This is a genomic window from Shewanella inventionis (genome assembly GCF_014641855.1).
Taxonomy (GTDB): Bacteria; Pseudomonadota; Gammaproteobacteria; order Enterobacterales; family Shewanellaceae; genus Shewanella; species Shewanella inventionis.
On sequence record NZ_BMII01000027.1, the window covers coordinates 40005 to 58460 of the forward strand.

Here is an 18456-nt window from a genome sequence, read left to right on the forward strand (position 1 = left end):
GAGCTGAAACATCGCCAATTAACTTTATATTCTGGAGAGAACAATGCCTTTATTAGACAGTTTTACCGTAGATCATACTCGCATGAATGCTCCTGCTGTGCGGGTTGCAAAACACATGAGCACCCCAAGTGGCGATGCAATCACTGTGTTTGATTTGCGTTTTTGCGCGCCGAATAAAGACATTTTAAGCGAGCGCGGTATTCATACGCTCGAGCATTTATTTGCCGGTTTTATGCGTGATCACTTAAATGGTAACGGTGTTGAAATTATCGATATTTCGCCAATGGGATGCCGTACAGGCTTTTACATGAGTTTGATCGGTCAGCCGTCTGAAAGTGCCGTTGCCGATGCATGGCTTGCTGCTATGGTTGATGTGACTAATGTGGTTGATCAAAAAGACATTCCTGAGTTGAATGAATATCAATGTGGTACTTACGAAATGCATTCTCTAACGGAAGCACAAGACATTGCCCGAATGATTATTGCTGCTGGTGTAAGTGTTAACCTAAATGATGATTTAAAGCTAAGCGATGAAATTTTAGGTAATCTATAAACATTTATTTAGCATTAGAAAGCGGCTTAGGCCGCTTTTTTTGTTATTAAATCGCCAAATTATGGATTAAACGTTATCAGTATGCTGTTTTTATGTCACTGAAACCGTTATTGTATCGAGCATAATAAGAGATATTGTATTTTGCACGACCAGACACATATACGGAGATAAACATGTCTAACCATCCATTTGGCTTGTCAGTCATTGCGGCAGCCGTCTTTTTTGCTTGCCATTCAACTCAAGCTGTTGCTGAAACCGTTACTGAATCAATTGATAAAGCAAATAATCAGCTTGATATAGCGCAATCAAGTCAACATCAATTTCATTATCGCCAAAGTGATATTGCCATAGGTCTAACTGGTGCAACTGTATTGCCTGGCGCTTCTCAAGCTAACCTTGAGTTAATGCATCGTGGCGTATCTGACGGTGTTGCAATCATGCAAGATGGTATTTTCTTTTCTCCTGCGCCATATTCTGGCCAAAATTTAGTATTGCAACCCAATTTACAGCAACAACAAAGTGCGACCCTGTCTGGCATGACTAGTGTGGTCGATGGCTCAGAAGCTGCTTTTGGTAAACTTGAATATCAGTCTGTTGCGATCAGTGATAAAAAATATGCTGGTAAGTTTAATGTTGAGGTTAATGATGACGCCGACTATGGCGGTGGTGTTGTCGTTAGCGGTACCACTAAAGAATACGGCATGTTATTGGCCCTTGATTATCAATCGGCATCGGATGAAGTGGGTTATGCATTAGATAAAGATGCTGATACCAAACAAACCGATATTATGTTCAAGATTGATGCTGATAGCCTACCAGGGGCGCGAAATAAACAAACCACAGAATTCAGTTATCAGTACTCTAGCCAAGAAACACAGCAAGGTACGCTCGGTTTAACCAACACTGATTTTGAGCTAGTCCCAAATCAACGCTATGCTGCTGCAAATATTGATTTTACTGACGGTGAGCGCCAACGCTATGTGTTAGCGCATAAACTGTTATTGTCGAAAACGTCAACAGTCGCAACCGATTTTTATTATCAAACCTATTCACAAAAAACAGCGGACATGATGTTTGTTGATGGTCAAACGATAAGTAATGCTTTGTTAAGTGAGATTGCGGCGTTTGAAATCACCCCAACAACAGACGGCATGAACTTAGGTGCATTAACTAAAGATAACGATTTTGCTGGATTTGGCGTGCAAACCAAAGGCGTGAGTATGTATGGTGAGCATCAAGTGACATACAGTGCTCGTTATCATACTGATAAAGCTGAAATGGAGTTAGGCAACCAAGATTGGATGTGGGGTCAAGACTTATCGTTAACGTCAGCCAGTGATAATGCCGCTATTGCGGTATACAAAGATGATGCTTCTTCATTTTTGTCCGCGGTAGATACCAAACTCAACTATGGCCAATTGTCAGTCAATTTAGGGTTAGGGTATGAGCATGTAAGCGTTTCTCGTAGTGTCAGTGATGATTATGATCTGGTGTCTGCAGACTTCTCTGACGATGGTTGGATGCCTTCAGTTGAAGTGGCTTATACCGCTGGGGGCTGGTCTGCAGCAGCACAGGCTAAACAAGCTTGGACTGCAGCATCAGCTGGAAACCTTGAGCAAAAAGCGCAAGAAGCATTGCAATATCAATTAGCCGTAGCTTACAAGCAAGACTCATTAGCGTTGGCTATGACCGCCTATATGCATGATTATGATAATCAACATGTAGGTTGTATGTTTGGTATGGTTTGTGGTGTTGAGCAAATTACATTGCAAGAAAACATTGAGGATGTAACGGTAAACGGTCTTGATTTTTCTGTTGAATATGGCTTGATGTTTGACAGTTTCTCCATTCCTTTAAAAGCAAAATATCAATACACCCAAGCTGAGTCTGATGTTGGTTATTGCTCAAGTTACAATGGGTGTTTTGATGGTGATACTCAGTTACCTTGGGTACCTAAACAGCAATTAACGTTAAGTTCTGGTGTTGTTGTGGGGGATCTCTCTGTAATAGCACAGGCGCTATACCAGTCAGAATTAGAATATGCAGGTAATCTAAATGACTTTGGTGCTGTTGATAGTCAGTGGAAAGTCGATCTTGCTGCGAGTTATCAGGTTACTCAGCAGCATGAAGTGTATTTGCGTGTAGAAAATTTATTTGACGAAACCTTAGTGGCAAGTAGAACAGTAGCTGGCCGTCAGGCTCAATCAGAAATGACAACCTATATTGGATATCAAGCTCGTTTCTAAGTCTTGCCTCACTGAAATTTATTCAATAAATAAAACAATATCAGCAACTCAAGCGTACTAAAACGTGAGTTGCTGTTTTTTTGGATGACAAGATAGATAAAATTATTTCGATAAATATTAATGCTATAGTATGTCAAATTGAAGATTTGTCGTGATGGTTTCAAACACTTACTTTATACAGTGAGCTCGAGTTAAATTCTATCGTTCGACTAAGGTATAGGTATGAAAACACCTATAATTTTCGTGGCGATAGTCTCATATTTACGGTAAAATGCGCGCGACCAGCGTGATTGCGATCGCATTTTCGTATTAAATCTGCGCCAGCTCAAATGGCAAGTATTTGTTAATACTTTGTTTTTGCAGCGGAACGTGGCGCATTGTCTTTCCTTCAAACGTAGTGCTTGTGGATATGATTACAATTAAGAAAGGATTGGAACTGCCTATAGCAGGCGGACCAGAGCAAGTTATCCATAATGGCCCAGCCATTAGACACGTAGCTACTTTGGGTGAAGAGTATATTGGCTTACGTCCAACGATGAAGATCAAAGTGGGCGATAAAGTGCAAAAAGGCCAGGTTCTTTTTGAAGATAAAAAGAATTTAGGCGTTAAATATACGGCTTTAGCCAGTGGTACTATATTAGAAATCAACCGAGGTGCAAGACGTGTACTTCAGTCTGTAGTTATTGCTGTAGAAGGTAACGATAGCGTTACTTTTGCTCAATATGATGCAGATAAACTAGACACGTTAGACGGCCAGGCAGTTCGTGATAATCTGATTGAATCAGGTTTGTGGACCGCTTTGCGTACACGCCCTTTCAGTAAAGTGCCTGCTGTAGATGCTACTGCTGCTGGTATTTTCGTTACTGCAATTGATACTCAACCTCTTGCTGCCGATCCTGTGGTAGTCATCGCTGAACATAAAGACGATTTTGCTAATGGCCTTAAGGTGTTAGCACGATTAACTGAAGGTAAAGTTTACCTATGTAAAGCGTCAGGTGCTGATATCCCTGCAGCTAACGCGCAAGTTGAAGAATTTGCGGGTAAACACCCAGCAGGTTTAGTGGGTACCCACATTCATCATGTTCTCCCAGCTTCTGCAACCCGCAGTGTATGGCATGTAGGTTATCAAGATGTGATTGCGATTGGCCAGTTATTCACCCAAGGTGTGTTAAACACTGAGCGTGTAGTGGCTATTGGCGGTCCAAGTGCAAAACAACCTCGTCTAGTTCGTACTGTATTGGGTGCAAGCACGGCTGAACTTACTGCAAATGAAACCGTAGGTGATGCAGTACGTGTTGTGTCTGGTTCGGTATTAAGTGGCCGCACAGCCGTTGGACCTCATGCTTATTTAGGTCGTTACCATCAGCAAGTGAGTGTACTTGAAGAAGGTACCGAAAAAGAATTGTTTGGCTGGGCAATGCCAGGTGCCAACAAGTTCTCTATCACTCGTGCATTTTTAGGTCACCTAAGCCCATCACGTTTGTTTAACATGACCACCAGTACGGGTGGTTCTGATCGTGCAATGGTACCGATTGGTAACTACGAACGCGTGATGCCGTTAGATATTTTACCTACTATGCTACTTCGTGACCTTGTCTCTGGGGACTTTGATGGTGCAGCTCGTTTAGGCGCATTAGAGTTAGATGAAGAAGATTTGGCATTGTGTACGTTCGTATGTCCAGGTAAGTATGATTACGCTTCATATTTACGTGATTGTCTAGATACGATCGAGAGGGAAGGCTAATGAGCTTGAAAGATTTTATCGAGCGTATTGAACCGCAATTTGAAAAAGGCGGTAAGTACGAAAAGTGGTATGCCCTTTATGAAGCGGCAGCTACTGTATTCTACACTCCAGGTAAAGTGAACCACGGTAAAACCCATGTTCGCGATAACCTTGACCTAAAACGTATGATGATTACGGTTTGGGCTTGTACATTCCCAGCGATGTTTTTTGGTATGTACAACGTAGGCCTACAAGCGCAAATTGCTCTGGCAGCCGGTTTTGGTACTCCAGATGTGTGGCAAGTTGGCTTATTTGAACTATTGGGTGCACAGCTTAGCGCTGATTCAGGCGTAGCATCCTTGATGTTTTATGGTGCCTGTTTCTTCCTACCGATATACGCAGTGACGTTTGTTGTCGGCGGTTTCTGGGAAGTACTGTTTGCCTCTGTGCGTGGACATGAAGTAAACGAAGGTTTCTTCGTCACCTCTGTACTATTTGCCTTAACCTTACCCGCTACTATCCCATTATGGATGGTGGCTTTAGGTATCACCTTTGGTGTGGTTGTAGCAAAAGAAATCTTTGGTGGTACAGGGCGTAACTTCTTAAACCCAGCCTTAGCAGGCCGTGCTTTCTTGTTCTTTGCTTACCCATTAAGCATGTCTGGTGATACCTCATGGGTAGTTGCCGACGGCTATTCTGGCGCAACAGCATTGAGCCAAGCGGCACAAGGTACTTTTGACTACAGCTCAAATGCAAACTGGTTAGATGCCTTTATGGGCTTTATTCCTGGTTCTGTTGGTGAAGTCTCTACATTTGCTATTTTGTTAGGTGGTTTGGTCATCATCTACACTCGCATCGCTTCATGGCGTATTGTGGGCGGCGTGATGTTAGGTATGGTGGCGATTTCAATGTTGTTGAATGCCATTGGCAGCGACACTAACCCTATGTTTGCTATGCCTTGGCACTGGCACTTGGTACTTGGTGGTTTTGCTTTCGGTATGATGTTCATGGCGACAGATCCTGTTTCTGCCTCGTTCACTAATACTGCTAAATGGGCTTACGGTTTCTTAATCGGTGCAATGGTTGTGTTTATCCGTGTGATTAACCCTGCATTCCCTGAAGGTATGATGTTAGCTATCCTATTTGCTAACCTATTTGCTCCTTTATTTGACCATTTCGTAGTACAGGCAAATATCAAGCGGAGGATTGCTCGTGGCTAGTAATAAAGATTCGTTCGGTAGAACGCTATTTGTTGTTGTCGGCTTATGTCTTATTTGTTCTGTGCTTGTATCGACTGCTGCGGTTGTTTTAAAACCAACTCAGCAAGAAAATAAGCTACTCGATAAGCAAAAGTACATTCTTGAAGCGGCAAGCTTAATCAACACCAAAGAAGGTAAAGTGACAAAGCAAGACATTCTGAGCAAGTATAATCAGTATGTTGAAGCGCGTTTAGTTGACCTAAAAACCGGTGAGTTTGCAGAAGGTGATGCGAATCTTTACGACCAACGTAAAGCATCGCGTGACACAAGCATGTCTTCTATCCCTGAAAACGACATCGCTTCAATTAAGCGCGTAGCTGATAAAGCCGTTGTTTATTTAGTTCGTGATGACGAAGGTAAATTAACCAGCGTTATTCTACCTGTTCATGGTTATGGCCTATGGTCGACCATGTATGCGTTTTTGGCTTTAGAAGCTGACTTAAACACGATTCAAGGCTTAGTGTATTACGACCAAGCTGAAACACCGGGTTTAGGTGGTGAAGTTGAAAATCCAAAATGGAAAGCATTGTGGAAAGGTAAACAGTTATTCGATGCTCAAGGCGACTTAGCTATCAGCGTAACTAAAAATCCTGCAGTGGCTAGCTCTGTACATGGTGTGGATGCACTTTCTGGTGCAACTTTAACCAGTAACGGTGTTCAACACTCATTGCAGTTTTGGTTAGGTAAAGAAGGCTTTGCAAGCTTTATCGCTAAAGCACGCAACGGAGGGTTAAGCTAATGGCTGACGCTAAAGAACTTAAACAGGTTCTGACCGGACCGATTATTAACAATAACCCAATTGCACTGCAAATTTTGGGTGTGTGTAGTGCGCTTGCTGTAACCAGTAAAATGGAAACAGCATTAGTAATGACGATTGCGTTAACGGCGGTAACAGCGTTTTCTAACCTGTTTATTTCGCTTATTCGTAATCACATTCCTAGTAGCGTGCGTATTATTGTACAGATGACCATTATTGCTTCATTGGTAATTGTGGTTGACCAAGTATTACAAGCTTATGCATACGGGATTGCTAAACAGTTATCGGTATTCGTTGGTTTGATTATTACAAACTGTATCGTAATGGGCCGTGCAGAAGCTTACGCTATGAAAACACCCCCAATGATGAGCTTTATGGATGGTATCGGTAACGGTTTAGGTTACGGTGCTATTTTGTTATCAGTTGGTTTTGTGCGTGAACTATTTGGTAATGGTTCATTATTTGGCGTAGAAATCCTCAGCAAAATCTCTGACGGTGGTTGGTATCAGCCTAACGGTTTATTACTGCTTCCACCAAGTGCGTTCTTCTTGATCGGTGGTTTGATTTGGTTGATCCGTACTTATAAGCCAGAGCAAGTTGAAGCAAAAGGGTAAACGCAATGGAACATTATATTAGTTTGTTAATTCGCTCCGTTTTCATTGAAAACATGGCGCTAGCGTTCTTCTTAGGTATGTGTACTTTCCTAGCTGTGTCTAAGAAAGTAACTACTGCGATGGGCCTAGGTGTTGCAGTTATCGTGGTACTGGCTATTTCGGTTCCTGCTAACCAAATTATTTATCAAGGTTTACTTGCTCCTGGCGCTTTAGCTTGGGCTGGTGTGCCTGATGCTGATTTGAGCTTCTTGAAGTTCATCACCTTTATCGGTGTGATTGCAGCACTTGTACAAATTTTGGAAATGGCGTTAGACAAATATTTTCCACCTTTGTACAACGCGTTAGGTATTTTCTTACCTTTGATTACCGTGAACTGTGCGATTTTTGGTGCAGTATCTTTCATGGTAGAACGTGATTACAACCTAGGCGAGAGCGTGGTATTTGGTATCGGCTCTGGTATTGGTTGGGCATTGGCAATTGTATTGCTAGCCGGTATTCGCGAAAAGATGAAATATTCTGACGTGCCAAATGGCTTGCGTGGCTTAGGTATTACCTTTGTAACCGCAGGTCTTATGGCTCTAGGTTTCATGTCATTCTCTGGTGTTTCTCTTTAAGAAAAGCATTGAGACGACGCATTAATTTGAACCTTTAAGGATAAGTGAATGGGTATTCTTGAATCTACTCCAATAGATGTATATCTAGGTGTGAGTATGTTTACTGTGATTGTATTAGTGTTGGTGTTAGTGATTTTATTCGCTAAGTCAAAACTAGTTGCAAGCGGTGATATCACTATTGGTATTAACGGTGACACAGATAAAGCAATTAAAACTGGCGCAGGCGGCAAGTTACTTGGCGTATTAGCTGACAACGGTATTTTCGTATCAAGTGCGTGTGGTGGCGGTGGCTCATGTGGTCAGTGTCGTGTACACATTAAATCAGGCGGTGGTGATATTCTGCCTACTGAACTTGATCACATTAGTAAAGGTGAAGCACGTCAAGGCTGTCGTTTATCTTGTCAGGTTAACGTTAAATCTGACATGGAAATCGAACTTGACGAAGAAATCTTCGGCATCAAGAAATGGGAATGTGAAGTTATCTCTAACGATAACAAAGCAACGTTCATTAAAGAACTTAAGCTGCAAATCCCTGATGGTGAATCTGTACCTTTCCGCGCCGGTGGTTATATTCAGATTGAAGCGCCAGCTCACCATGTTAAATACGCTGATTTCGATGTACCAGCAAAATACCGTGGCGACTGGGAACACTTTGGTTTCTTTAAATTAGAGTCTAAAGTTGACGAAGAAACCATTCGTGCATACTCAATGGCTAACTACCCAGAAGAGTTTGGTATTATTATGTTGAACGTGCGTATTGCTACGCCACCGCCACGTAATTTAACCCTACCTTGTGGTAAAATGTCTTCGTACATTTGGAGCTTAAAAGCTGGCGATAAAGTCACAATTTCAGGCCCATTTGGTGAGTTCTTCGCTAAAGATACCGATGCTGAAATGGTATTTATTGGTGGTGGTGCCGGTATGGCTCCAATGCGTTCTCACATTTTTGACCAATTAAAGCGTCTTAAATCAAAACGTAAAATGAGCTTCTGGTACGGTGCACGTTCTAAGCGTGAAATGTTCTACGTTGAAGACTTTGACGGCCTAGCAGCTGAAAATGATAACTTTAAGTGGCATGTTGCGTTATCTGATCCGCAAGCTGAAGATAACTGGACCGGTTACACTGGTTTTATCCATAACGTATTGTACGAGAACTACTTACGTGACCACGATGCGCCAGAAGATTGTGAGTTCTACATGTGTGGACCTCCAATGATGAACGCAGCGGTAATTGGTATGCTAAAAGACTTAGGCGTTGAAGACGAAAACATCTTACTCGATGATTTCGGTGGCTAATGAGTTAACTCATTACATTGACAAGTAAGTCATGAAATTGCAGCAATGCAGACAGGGTGTTAAATCACGAGTCTGCAAGCTGCAATTTTTTTTATTGATTTTAACCAGTGAAATTAGACATGATCGTAAATGCTATTAAGTTGTTGTTAACATCGTTATTGTTGGTTGGTATGAGCGCTTGTAGCTCACCTGAACCTATTATTTCTTTGTCTGGTAGCACAATGGGGACCACTTACCATGTAAAAGTTGTGCCTAACGATAGCCTACCAGAAGCGCAATTATTGCAAGCCGAAATAGACATGGCGCTAGAAGTCGTTAACGAGCAAATGTCCACTTACCGACCAAACTCGGAATTATCAAAGTTTAATCAGTTGCAGGTAAAGCAAAGCGTTAAAGTGTCTGCCGATACGCTTAAAGTGATTAATGAGGGTATACGTCTACACCAAGAAACCGATGGTGCACTAGATATCACCTTAGGGCCATTGGTTAATTTATGGGGATTTGGTCCTGATAAGCGGCCAACATCGGTACCCACTCAGGCGCAAATCGACTCCGCCAAAACTAAAATGGGCATTAATGAATTATCGATAGATGGGGTGATGTTAACTAAGCATAATGCCGATTTGTATGTTGATTTATCATCAATAGCTAAAGGCTTTGGTGTGGATAAAATTGCTGCAATTTTAGATAAATACAATGCCAGTGGTTATTTGGTCGAGATTGGTGGCGAGTTAAATGTTAAAGGCACCAAAGCAGACGGTGTTGCCTGGCGCATTGCTGTTGAGCAACCCACTGATGAAGGTCAAGCTGTGCAGCAAGTTATTGAGCCAGGAACCATGTCGATGGCGACTTCTGGTGACTACCGTAATTTTTACGAAGAGAATGGCGAACGTTTTTCACATTTAATTGATCCTCGTAGCGGATATCCGATTAAGCATAAACTTGCTTCTGCAACCGTGCTACACTCTAGTTGTATGACCGCAGATGGATATGCCACCGCCATGATGGTGTTAGGTACACAAGCTTCGTTGGCACTTGCTAAAGAAAAGAATTTAGCAATAATGCTGATTGAAAAGCAGGAGCAAGGTTTTAAGGTCCATTACAGTGATGCATTTAAGGCATATGTAAAATAATCTGGAATAGGGTTTGCTAATGCTTAAGCCCTGCCTAGAATATGTTAATTGGAGTTGGTTATGAGCACATTTATTGCAGCATTTGTGGTATTGTTAATTTTTTTCTTGTTGATGTCTGTCGGTTATATCGTGAAAAAGAAAGCGGTAGAAGGCAGTTGTGGTGGTTTAGGTGTGCTCGGTATTGAAAAAGCATGCGACTGTGATGACCCATGTGATGCGCGTAAGTTGCGCATGCAAAAAGAGCAAGAGCGCAAAGACATGCTCAATCAAAACAGAATTATTTAATTTGTATTGCGTATCATTTTATAGCTTACAATGTAAAGAGCCTTCATTATGAAGGCTTTTTTTATGCGAGTTTAATACAGTAGAGTTACAAAGCTTAGTTATAATGATAATGGTTATCAATTGTAAGTTGGTGAAATTAAAGGAAAATTTGCCTTTGCCTCTACATTGTTCTATTCTGTAGTGAATTGATCGAGATCAAACTTTTTATCAAGGGACAATACTATGAAAGGTCATCCTAAAGTTATCAGCCAGCTTAATCGCGTGCTCACCTGCGAGCTGACAGCAATTAACCAGTACTTTTTGCATGCGCGTATGTTTAAGCATTGGGGTTTAGAAAAGCTGAATGAAAAAGAGTATAAAAAGTCGATTCAAGACATGAAGCATGCTGACAAACTGATTGAACGAGTATTGTTTCTTGAAGGATTACCTAATCTGCAGCAATTAGATAAGTTACGTATTGGTGAGCATGCAGAAGAAATGCTCAGCTGTGATTTACAAGCTGTAACCGAGCAGATAAGCCTTTTACGTGAAGCCATTTCTGTGTGTGAAACTGAGCAAGATTACGTTAGCCGTGATCTGCTTGAGGATTTACTAGAAGACGAAGAAGAACATTTAGATTGGATTGAGTCACAACAAGGGCTCATCGTCCAAACCGGTATTCAAAACTATCTTCAATCACAAATTAACGACTAATAGGATTTATCATGAAAGGCAATCCAGAAGTTATCGACGCCCTAAACCTACTGTTAACTGGCGAATTATCTGCAATGGACCAGTACTTTGTTCATGCTCATATGTACGAAGATTGGGGATTTAACGAATTATATACCCGTATTTTGCATGAGTCTGATGACGAAAAATTACATGCAGCAAAACTTGTTCAACGTATTTTATTTCTTGAAGGCACACCTGATGTGGCTAGTCGTGAAGCATTAAACATCGGTAAAGATGTGCAAGAAATGCTTAAAAACGATTTAGAGTATGAATACAAGGTCGCAAACGATTTACGTAAAGTGATTAAGTTATGTGAAGAAAAGGCCGATTACCAAACTCGTGAAATCTTAGAAGTGTTGCTAGATGATACTGAATCAGATCACATGTACTGGTTAGAAAAGCAATTAGGTTTAATTGACCGTGTAGGCTTGCAAAACTACCTACAAAAGCAAATGTAATTTATTGCTATATGCGACGTAATCAAAAGCCCAACTGTGTTTGGGCTTTTTTGTGTCTGATTGATTGAATACTGTTTTTATATACAGTAACATGTGATTAGTTTAAATATTCAGTGATGGTTTAATAATGCGTAAAATCATTCACATTGATATGGATTGTTATTTTGCGGCTGTGGAAATGCGTGATTTTCCTGAGTTACGGGGAAAACCCATTGCCGTTGGCGGCAGAAGCGATCGCCGTGGTGTGATTAGTACATGCAATTATGAAGCTCGTCACTTTGGTGTACGAAGCGCAATGTCCAGTTATCAGGCCCTTCAATTGTGCCCTCATTTGGTGTTAGTCCCGGGGCGCATGGATGTTTATAAGTCTGTTTCATTACAAATCCGTGAGATTTTTCATCGCTACACTGATTTAGTCGAACCTTTGTCATTAGATGAAGCCTACCTCGATGTGACTGATTGCGATGCCCACCAGGGCAGTGCAACTTTAATCGCTCGCGCTATTCGTGATGAGATTTTTGCCGTTACAGGGTTAACCGCATCTGCTGGTGTCGCGCCAATAAAGTTTTTAGCCAAAATTGCCTCAGATTTAAATAAACCCAATGGCCAATTTGTAATCACTCCCAACCAAATCAGCGACTTTGTAAGGGACTTACCTTTGAGTAAAATCCCTGGCGTGGGTAAAGTAACCTCTAAAAAACTGGCTGATATTGGCTTATCCACCTGTTATGACGTACAGCAGTATCCCCAAGCTAAATTGATTGATGCCTTTGGTAAATTTGGCCGCGTATTGATTGAGCGTGCTCAAGGCATTGATCCTCGGCAAATTAGCCCTCACAGAGTACGTAAATCAGTTGGTGTTGAAACTACATTGGCTAAAGACATTTTTACCCTAGAGCAATGCCATCAAGTTTTACCGCAACTTATTCAAGAATTGAGCGCTCGGGTACATCGAAGTGCTAAAGAACGTAAAATTCATAAGCAGGTGGTGAAATTGAAATTTAATGATTTTAAACAAACCACGATAGAACATCGCAGTGATGAAATTTCAATCAATATGTTTCATGAGTTACTGCAACAAGCTTTACAGCGAAGCCATGGACGAGGTATTCGGTTACTGGGTGTGAGTGTTGGCCTAGCTGACATAACAACAAATAATTCAGATGTTAATACCCATCAAATTACCCAACTGGATTTACAGTTTTAAAGATGTTTGTATTTATACCCAATCGACCTAGCGATTTCAGCAAGAGTTTACACTCGTTTAGGCAAGGCATTGATTGTAGGTAATGGTTGTTCCCTTTCCAAAATCAATAACAAAGAATAAACGCGGCTAGTATTGAAAACACGGTGAAGCTCTCAAACACGTATCTTCTAGTTGATTGGGTATACAATAAAGGCGACATCATTGTCGCCTTTATTGCTAGTATTGCTAACGTTAAAATAAATAACCCATTTATGCAGCTTTTGCTGGGATGCGTGCTAATACGGCTAGTAGTAGCTCCCAATATTGGCCCACAGTTGTAATGTTTACCATCTCATCTGGGCTATGTGGATAACGAATGGTTGGGCCAATCGATACCATGTCCATGTGAGGGTATGGCTCTTTAAATAAACCACATTCAAGACCAGCATGGATAACCATTATGGTTGGATCTTTTTTGTAAATATCATTGTAGGTGTCACGTACAATCGCCATTACAGGCGAGCTTGTGTCTGGCTTCCATCCAGGGTAAGCACCGCTTAAGTCGATACTTGCGCCCGACAGGTTAGCTAGGGCGGTAAGCATGCCTGCGACCTCTTCTCGGCCTGAATCAATTAATGAACGAATAAGGCAAAGCACTTCAACACTTTCATCTTCGGTACTAATGACACCAACATTGAGCGAGGTTTCGGTCACACCTTCTATTTCGTCACTCATACGAATAACGCCATTGGGGCTTGCATGAAGTAAATCTATCAGGGTGTTTTGTGCATCTTCGCCCATGACTTTTGTTGGAGGATCAATATCAGCAAGTGCTAATAGCATGCCAGGATCTGCTACCGCTAACTCTTCACGAACTAATGCTTGAAACGAAGCTACAGCTTGCTTTAGCGCGTCAATATTCTCGGTTGGTAACATAAAGTGAATATTGGCTTCGCGTGGGATGGCATTTCGAAGTGAACCGCCTGTAAAACTCACTAACTCTAAAGCTAATTCATCACTGTATTTAAACAAAAAACGAGCTAGAAGTTTGTTTGCATTGCCGCGGCCAAGATGAATGTTAACGCCGGAGTGTCCACCTTTTAAACCTGATAAGGTTAGTGAAAAGCTGGCATTGCTATGCTCTGGCGCTTGCCAAGACATGGGTACACTGATTTGCGCGTCAACACCACCGGCGCAGCCCATGTAAATTTCGCCTTCTTGTTCTGAATCTGTGTTAATTAAGATTTCAGCATCAAGGTAGCCGGCTTCTAAACCAAAGGCGCCTGTCATGCCAGCTTCTTCATCAATAGTTAGTAATACTTCGAGTGGCCCATGTTTGATGTCAGTACTGCCAAGTACGGCTAATGCTGAAGCCATACCAATACCGTTGTCTGAGCCTAATGTTGTGCCTTTAGCTTTAACCCAGTCGCCGTCAACATAGGCTTCGATTGGATCGGTTTCAAAATTATGCACTTTGTCGGCATTTTTTTGTGGCACCATATCGATGTGAGCTTGTAGCACCACGGTTTTGCAATTTTCCATTCCCGCCGATGCAGGTTTACGAATAATAAGGTTACCGACTTTGTCTTCAACTACGGCAAGTCCTTGTGCTTTAGCCCATTGTTGAATATGTTGCGACAACGCATGTTCATGTTTTGATGGATGTGGAATTGCACAAATTTGTTCGAACCATTGCCATAGTGGCTGAGGATATAATTGAGTTAATGCAGTCACGAAACGCCCTCTAAGAAGAATTCAATCGGATAATACGGCGTGTATTTTAACATATTCTGTGGCGTTACTTGATATTGGCGCACCAATTTGCCAAGGTTTAGATCATAAATCTGTAAATAATTATGAACCCGCAATTTTAAACGTGAATAAGGAATTTTATGTCTCAAACAAATCAAATTGCTCAGGCATTTCAAGTGCCGTTTATCGATGTAACAAATGACGATGCCATTTTTGAAGGGGAGGGCTGGGACGCCGTTGTGGTCGTAGCACCAAGATTGGCTGATATTAAGCAGGATGAAATTAATTTACTGGCAGCCCATGCTAGTCAAATCGATCTGCGCGTCGGTAAAAGTGCGACTTTGTTATTAGCGCCAGGTTTAGCGGGGGGGCGTTTAATTATTTCGCCAGTTGTAGGCGCTGATGATGCATACAATGATGTGCGAATTTTTGCTAAAGCGGCCAGAGAAGGGATTGCTATTGCAAAAGCGGCTGGAGCCAGTAAGCCATTGCTTGTTGTACCTAGTTTGAGTGACTCTCGGTTTAAAAATGCGCAGCAAGTCGCAGCGCTGGCGTGTGGCCAAGAGTTATGGCAACCACTAGAAGCAAGAGAAGCGAAATCATTAGCCCCAAGTTTTAGCGCCATAGGATTACTCAATAGCGATACTCATAGCTTACTGATTAACGCTGCCGAGTCAGGAAGAGTGCTGGCTCGTGATCTTTGTGGCACAGAACCAGAACGCATGTCTGCTATTGGTTTTGCTCAATATTGTGTCAATGCTTTTACTGGTAGCGGTTTAACGGTGTCGGTAGTCGATGAACTTGAGCAACTAAAGCATGATTATCCATTGTTAAGTGCGGTAGGTCGCAGCTCATTTGGTGTGGAACGTCATCACCCGCGAGTGGTAAAACTAGAATATGTTGGCGAAGGTACTATAACTAAAACTTTATTATTTGCTGGTAAAGGCGTTGTTTACGATACGGGCGGCGCAGACATTAAAGTTGCAGGCTCTATGGCTGGAATGAGCCGCGATAAAGGCGGCGCGGCAGCCGTTGCTGGACTAATGAAGGCGCTATCTATCCTAAAACCTAAAGGCATTAAAGTGGTGGCAGAGTTAGGGCTAGTGAGAAACAGTATTGGTAGCGATGCTTTTGTTACCGATGAAATAATACAAAGCCATGCAGGAGTGCGAGTGCGGATTGGTAATACTGATGCCGAGGGTCGACTTGTGCTGGCCGATTTATTATCGCATTTGCGTAGTCAAGCTGAGCATGAAGTGAATCCTCAGTTATTTTCAGTTGCAACGCTAACAGGCCATGTCGTTCGAGCTTATGGCGGCTATACAGCATTGGTAGAGAATTGTGTGGCTAAACAAAAAGGCATAGCAGTTGCTTTAGCTGATGTTGGCGAGCAATGGGGAGAGCCGTTTGAAGTGTCTCGCCTACGCCCAGAAGATTTTGACAAAGTGGCTGATAAAAATGGTGCTGCAGATGTTGTGTCGTCTAATAATGGCCCGTCATCGATTACTGCTCGCGGTCACCAATATCCAGCGGCTTTTCTTTTAAAAGCTTCTGGATTAGCCCAATCTGAGCTGGCATTTACTCATATTTATATCGCGGGTAGTGCTGTTGAAGGTGATCCTCTTTATGGCAAGCCAACGGCTAACCCTTTGGTTGCTTTATTACAGTTTGGTTTTTTGTGATAAGGATTTGGTTTAATCAATTGTTTTGTATCAGTTTTATTTTTGCGTCACAAGCTGTTAACAATAATAACACATAGTTTTAGTGTGCCAAATTGGTAATTAAATAACTTTTAATGACATTTTTGTGAATTCAATCAAATAATACTTGTAATTAAATTACAGTTTTGTATAATTCTTTTCGTCGGCAAGCAGTGTGATTGTCGGCTCTAGTTAATCCAGGATGGATATAGCCTCCAAGGATCTGAGTGACAAGTTGTCTCAACGGATTTGAGAAATGTACGTTCCAAGGAACCGAGCCAAGCTTTACTAGGTTTATGCAACTTAACTTTTATTCAGGAGAAGACCATGTCTTATACAGGTAACGGCAAAATTTATTGGCAAAACACTTGGTTTGCTGATGTATCAGTTTTACGTGGCGGTATTTTCGCCATGAAACTTTAAGAATTGACCCTCTTAAAGTCGCTTTAATATCCATCAACCTTTTGTTCGTCTCGTTTGACGTTTTAGACAAGGTGGTAAGTTAGTTAATTTATCGCCACATCACGTTAAGTGATGTTAGCTTTCCTTTCCCCATATGGGATGCTTGTAACATGTCTGCCTACTCTATTGAGTAGGCTTTTTTTTGCCTTAAATTTATTAATTCGCTGTATAAAAAACTGAAATCTTTGAATAAAAAGACGGTTTGTAGCTATCGGTGCTGTAAATAATTATAATCCCCCACCTTAAAGTTGGCATAACTTCACATTGTTGGTTTTATGACCCCGTTATACTGCTTTATTGTGTTGTGTGACAGCTTACTTATTTAGCTTAACCCCCACCTAATGCATTTAAAACAATTACTTATACTTAACCCTTACCCAAGGAACCTTGTTCCATGTTAGAAAAATTATTTAAATTAAAGCAAAACAATACCAGCCTAAAGCAAGAAGCTGTTGCCGGGTTAACTACCTTTTTAACCATGGCATACATTATTTTTGTTAACCCAATGATGTTAGCTGATGCAGGAATGGACCACGGTGCAGTATTTGTTGCTACCTGCTTAGCCGCTGCGTTGGGGTGTTTAATTATGGGATTATTAGCCAATTATCCCATCGCACTAGCACCTGGAATGGGATTAAATGCCTTTTTTACCTATACCGTCGTCGGTGAGATGGGTTACAGCTGGGAAACCGCATTAGGTGCGGTGTTTATGTCTGGTGTGTGCTTTTTGATTTTATCGTTAGTGAAAATCCGAGAGTGGATTGTTAACAGTATTCCAATGTCACTTCGTTTTGGTATTGCTGCTGGTATCGGTTTATTTTTAGCGTTAATTGGCTTAAAAAGTGCTGGTATTGTGGTTGCAAGTCCTGCCACTTTAGTCACTATGGGCGATATTACGTCATTCCCTGCGATGATGGCGGCATTAGGCTTCTTTTTGATTATCGCCATGGTACAGCGCGGCTTAAAAGCTGCGGTTATCTTCAGTATTTTAATTGTCACCGTATTAGGTTTGCTATTTGGCGATGTGCAATACAACGGCCTTGTTTCAATGCCGCCATCTATTGCGCCAACTTTCATGAAAATGGATCTTTCAAGCGTGCTTGAAGTGAGCATGTTGTCGGTTGTTTTTGCTTTCTTATTTGTCGACTTATTTGATACCTCCGGCACTTTGGTTGCTGTGGCTCAACGTGGTGGTTTACTTGATGACAAAGGCCGTTTACCAAGGGTGAAGCGTGCGTTAACTGCCGACAGTGTTGCTACCATAACTGGCGCTGCATTGGGGACATCGACGACAACAAGTTATATTGAAAGTACAGCCGGTGTGAGTGCTGGCGGTCGTACCGGATTGACCGCGGTTATTGTTGGGTTATTGTTTATAGCAGCATTGTTTGTTTCACCTTTAGCTGGCATGGTTCCCGCTTATGCGACTGCTGGCACATTATTTTATGTCGCCATTTTAATGATGTCTGGCTTAATCAATGTAGAGTGGGATGACTTAACAGAAGCTGCACCTGTGGTGGTAACCTGTTTATTAATGCCATTAACCTTCTCAATTGCTAATGCTATCGGGCTTGGTTTTATCTCTTACGCTATGATTAAATTATTAACCGGTCGTTTTAAAGATCTTAATGCTGGTGTGCTTGTGGTTGCTGCATTATTTTTGATTAAATTTATTTATGGTTAATAATCGTTTAATTTACGTTT

General features: G+C 41.7%; 16 protein-coding genes. 15 read left to right on the top strand and 1 reads right to left on the bottom strand.

Annotated features, from left to right (window positions below):
* Nucleotides 1-43: 43 nt before the first annotated feature.
* The 13 genes from luxS to dinB all read left to right on the top strand — a co-directional run bounded on the left by luxS (nucleotide 44) and on the right by dinB (nucleotide 12859).
* Nucleotides 44-553 carry an S-ribosylhomocysteine lyase gene (gene luxS / locus IEW93_RS15650; RefSeq protein WP_188740231.1) on the top strand — a complete coding sequence of 170 codons (510 nt, stop codon included), beginning with the start codon at nucleotides 44-46 and terminating at the stop codon, nucleotides 551-553.
* Nucleotides 554-726: 173 nt separating this feature from the next.
* Entirely contained in the window at nucleotides 727-2799 is a 2073-nt protein-coding gene (locus tag IEW93_RS15655; RefSeq protein WP_188740232.1) for a TonB-dependent receptor domain-containing protein, read from the top strand.
* Nucleotides 2800-3208: 409 nt separating this feature from the next.
* Entirely contained in the window at nucleotides 3209-4543 is a 1335-nt protein-coding gene (locus IEW93_RS15660) for a Na(+)-translocating NADH-quinone reductase subunit A (RefSeq protein WP_188740233.1), read from the top strand.
* Nucleotides 4543-5742 carry an NADH:ubiquinone reductase (Na(+)-transporting) subunit B gene (locus IEW93_RS15665; RefSeq protein WP_188740234.1) on the top strand — a complete coding sequence of 400 codons (1200 nt, stop codon included), beginning with the start codon at nucleotides 4543-4545 and terminating at the stop codon, nucleotides 5740-5742. The genes IEW93_RS15660 and IEW93_RS15665 overlap by 1 nt, the downstream gene beginning before the upstream one ends.
* Nucleotides 5735-6520, top strand: a complete 786-nt coding sequence (locus tag IEW93_RS15670) for a Na(+)-translocating NADH-quinone reductase subunit C (RefSeq protein WP_188740235.1) — start codon at nucleotides 5735-5737, stop codon at nucleotides 6518-6520. Before IEW93_RS15665 ends, IEW93_RS15670 begins: the two co-directional genes overlap by 8 nt.
* Nucleotides 6520-7152, top strand: a complete 633-nt coding sequence (locus tag IEW93_RS15675) for an NADH:ubiquinone reductase (Na(+)-transporting) subunit D (protein WP_188740236.1) — start codon at nucleotides 6520-6522, stop codon at nucleotides 7150-7152. Before IEW93_RS15670 ends, IEW93_RS15675 begins: the two co-directional genes overlap by 1 nt.
* A 5-nt stretch (nucleotides 7153-7157) precedes the next feature.
* Nucleotides 7158-7766 (top strand): NADH:ubiquinone reductase (Na(+)-transporting) subunit E, encoded by a 609-nt coding sequence (gene nqrE, locus IEW93_RS15680; RefSeq protein WP_160055340.1) that lies wholly within the window; start codon nucleotides 7158-7160, stop codon nucleotides 7764-7766.
* 48 nt (nucleotides 7767-7814) lie between these two features.
* The gene (nqrF, locus tag IEW93_RS15685; protein WP_188740237.1) at nucleotides 7815-9062 is read left to right on the top strand and encodes an NADH:ubiquinone reductase (Na(+)-transporting) subunit F; all 1248 of its coding nucleotides are present in this window, start codon (nucleotides 7815-7817) and stop codon (nucleotides 9060-9062) included.
* A gap of 119 nt (nucleotides 9063-9181) precedes the next feature.
* Nucleotides 9182-10195 (top strand): FAD:protein FMN transferase, encoded by a 1014-nt coding sequence (locus tag IEW93_RS15690; protein ID WP_188740238.1) that lies wholly within the window; start codon nucleotides 9182-9184, stop codon nucleotides 10193-10195.
* A 60-nt stretch (nucleotides 10196-10255) separates the two neighbouring features.
* Complete coding sequence (gene nqrM, locus IEW93_RS15695) at nucleotides 10256-10480, top strand: (Na+)-NQR maturation NqrM (RefSeq protein ID WP_188740239.1); 225 nt, start codon at nucleotides 10256-10258, stop codon at nucleotides 10478-10480.
* Between the two features lie 222 nt (nucleotides 10481-10702).
* Nucleotides 10703-11173 carry a bacterioferritin gene (gene bfr, locus IEW93_RS15700; protein WP_188740240.1) on the top strand — a complete coding sequence of 157 codons (471 nt, stop codon included), beginning with the start codon at nucleotides 10703-10705 and terminating at the stop codon, nucleotides 11171-11173.
* Between the two features lie 11 nt (nucleotides 11174-11184).
* Nucleotides 11185-11652: a bacterioferritin gene (bfr, locus tag IEW93_RS15705; protein WP_188740241.1), complete on the top strand. Its 468-nt coding sequence runs from the start codon at nucleotides 11185-11187 to the stop codon at nucleotides 11650-11652.
* Between the two features lie 127 nt (nucleotides 11653-11779).
* Nucleotides 11780-12859, top strand: a complete 1080-nt coding sequence (dinB, locus tag IEW93_RS15710) for a DNA polymerase IV (protein WP_188740242.1) — start codon at nucleotides 11780-11782, stop codon at nucleotides 12857-12859.
* A gap of 249 nt (nucleotides 12860-13108) precedes the next feature.
* Here dinB and IEW93_RS15715 read toward each other — a convergent pair whose 3' ends face one another.
* Nucleotides 13109-14572, bottom strand: a complete 1464-nt coding sequence (locus tag IEW93_RS15715; protein ID WP_188740243.1) for an aminoacyl-histidine dipeptidase — start codon at nucleotides 14570-14572, stop codon at nucleotides 13109-13111.
* Between the two features lie 158 nt (nucleotides 14573-14730).
* Between IEW93_RS15715 and IEW93_RS15720 the strand changes: the two genes are divergently transcribed.
* Both IEW93_RS15720 and IEW93_RS15725 read left to right on the top strand, forming a co-directional pair.
* Nucleotides 14731-16272 (top strand): M17 family metallopeptidase, encoded by a 1542-nt coding sequence (locus IEW93_RS15720; protein WP_188740244.1) that lies wholly within the window; start codon nucleotides 14731-14733, stop codon nucleotides 16270-16272.
* An 874-nt stretch (nucleotides 16273-17146) separates the two neighbouring features.
* Nucleotides 17147-18436, top strand: coding sequence for an NCS2 family permease (locus IEW93_RS15725; protein WP_188740245.1), 1290 nt, complete (start codon nucleotides 17147-17149; stop codon nucleotides 18434-18436).
* Nucleotides 18437-18456: the final 20 nt, after the last annotated feature.

Coding starts and splice junctions, on each gene's coding strand:
- luxS (WP_188740231.1), top strand. CDS start 44: ATGCCTTTATTAGACAGTTTTACCGTAGATCATACTCGCATGAATGCT.
- IEW93_RS15655 (WP_188740232.1), top strand. CDS start 727: ATGTCTAACCATCCATTTGGCTTGTCAGTCATTGCGGCAGCCGTCTTT.
- IEW93_RS15660 (WP_188740233.1), top strand. CDS start 3,209: ATGATTACAATTAAGAAAGGATTGGAACTGCCTATAGCAGGCGGACCA.
- IEW93_RS15665 (WP_188740234.1), top strand. CDS start 4,543: ATGAGCTTGAAAGATTTTATCGAGCGTATTGAACCGCAATTTGAAAAA.
- IEW93_RS15675 (WP_188740236.1), top strand. CDS start 6,520: ATGGCTGACGCTAAAGAACTTAAACAGGTTCTGACCGGACCGATTATT.
- nqrE (WP_160055340.1), top strand. CDS start 7,158: ATGGAACATTATATTAGTTTGTTAATTCGCTCCGTTTTCATTGAAAAC.
- nqrF (WP_188740237.1), top strand. CDS start 7,815: ATGGGTATTCTTGAATCTACTCCAATAGATGTATATCTAGGTGTGAGT.
- IEW93_RS15690 (WP_188740238.1), top strand. CDS start 9,182: ATGATCGTAAATGCTATTAAGTTGTTGTTAACATCGTTATTGTTGGTT.
- nqrM (WP_188740239.1), top strand. CDS start 10,256: ATGAGCACATTTATTGCAGCATTTGTGGTATTGTTAATTTTTTTCTTG.
- bfr (WP_188740240.1), top strand. CDS start 10,703: ATGAAAGGTCATCCTAAAGTTATCAGCCAGCTTAATCGCGTGCTCACC.
- bfr (WP_188740241.1), top strand. CDS start 11,185: ATGAAAGGCAATCCAGAAGTTATCGACGCCCTAAACCTACTGTTAACT.
- dinB (WP_188740242.1), top strand. CDS start 11,780: ATGCGTAAAATCATTCACATTGATATGGATTGTTATTTTGCGGCTGTG.
- IEW93_RS15720 (WP_188740244.1), top strand. CDS start 14,731: ATGTCTCAAACAAATCAAATTGCTCAGGCATTTCAAGTGCCGTTTATC.
- IEW93_RS15725 (WP_188740245.1), top strand. CDS start 17,147: ATGTTAGAAAAATTATTTAAATTAAAGCAAAACAATACCAGCCTAAAG.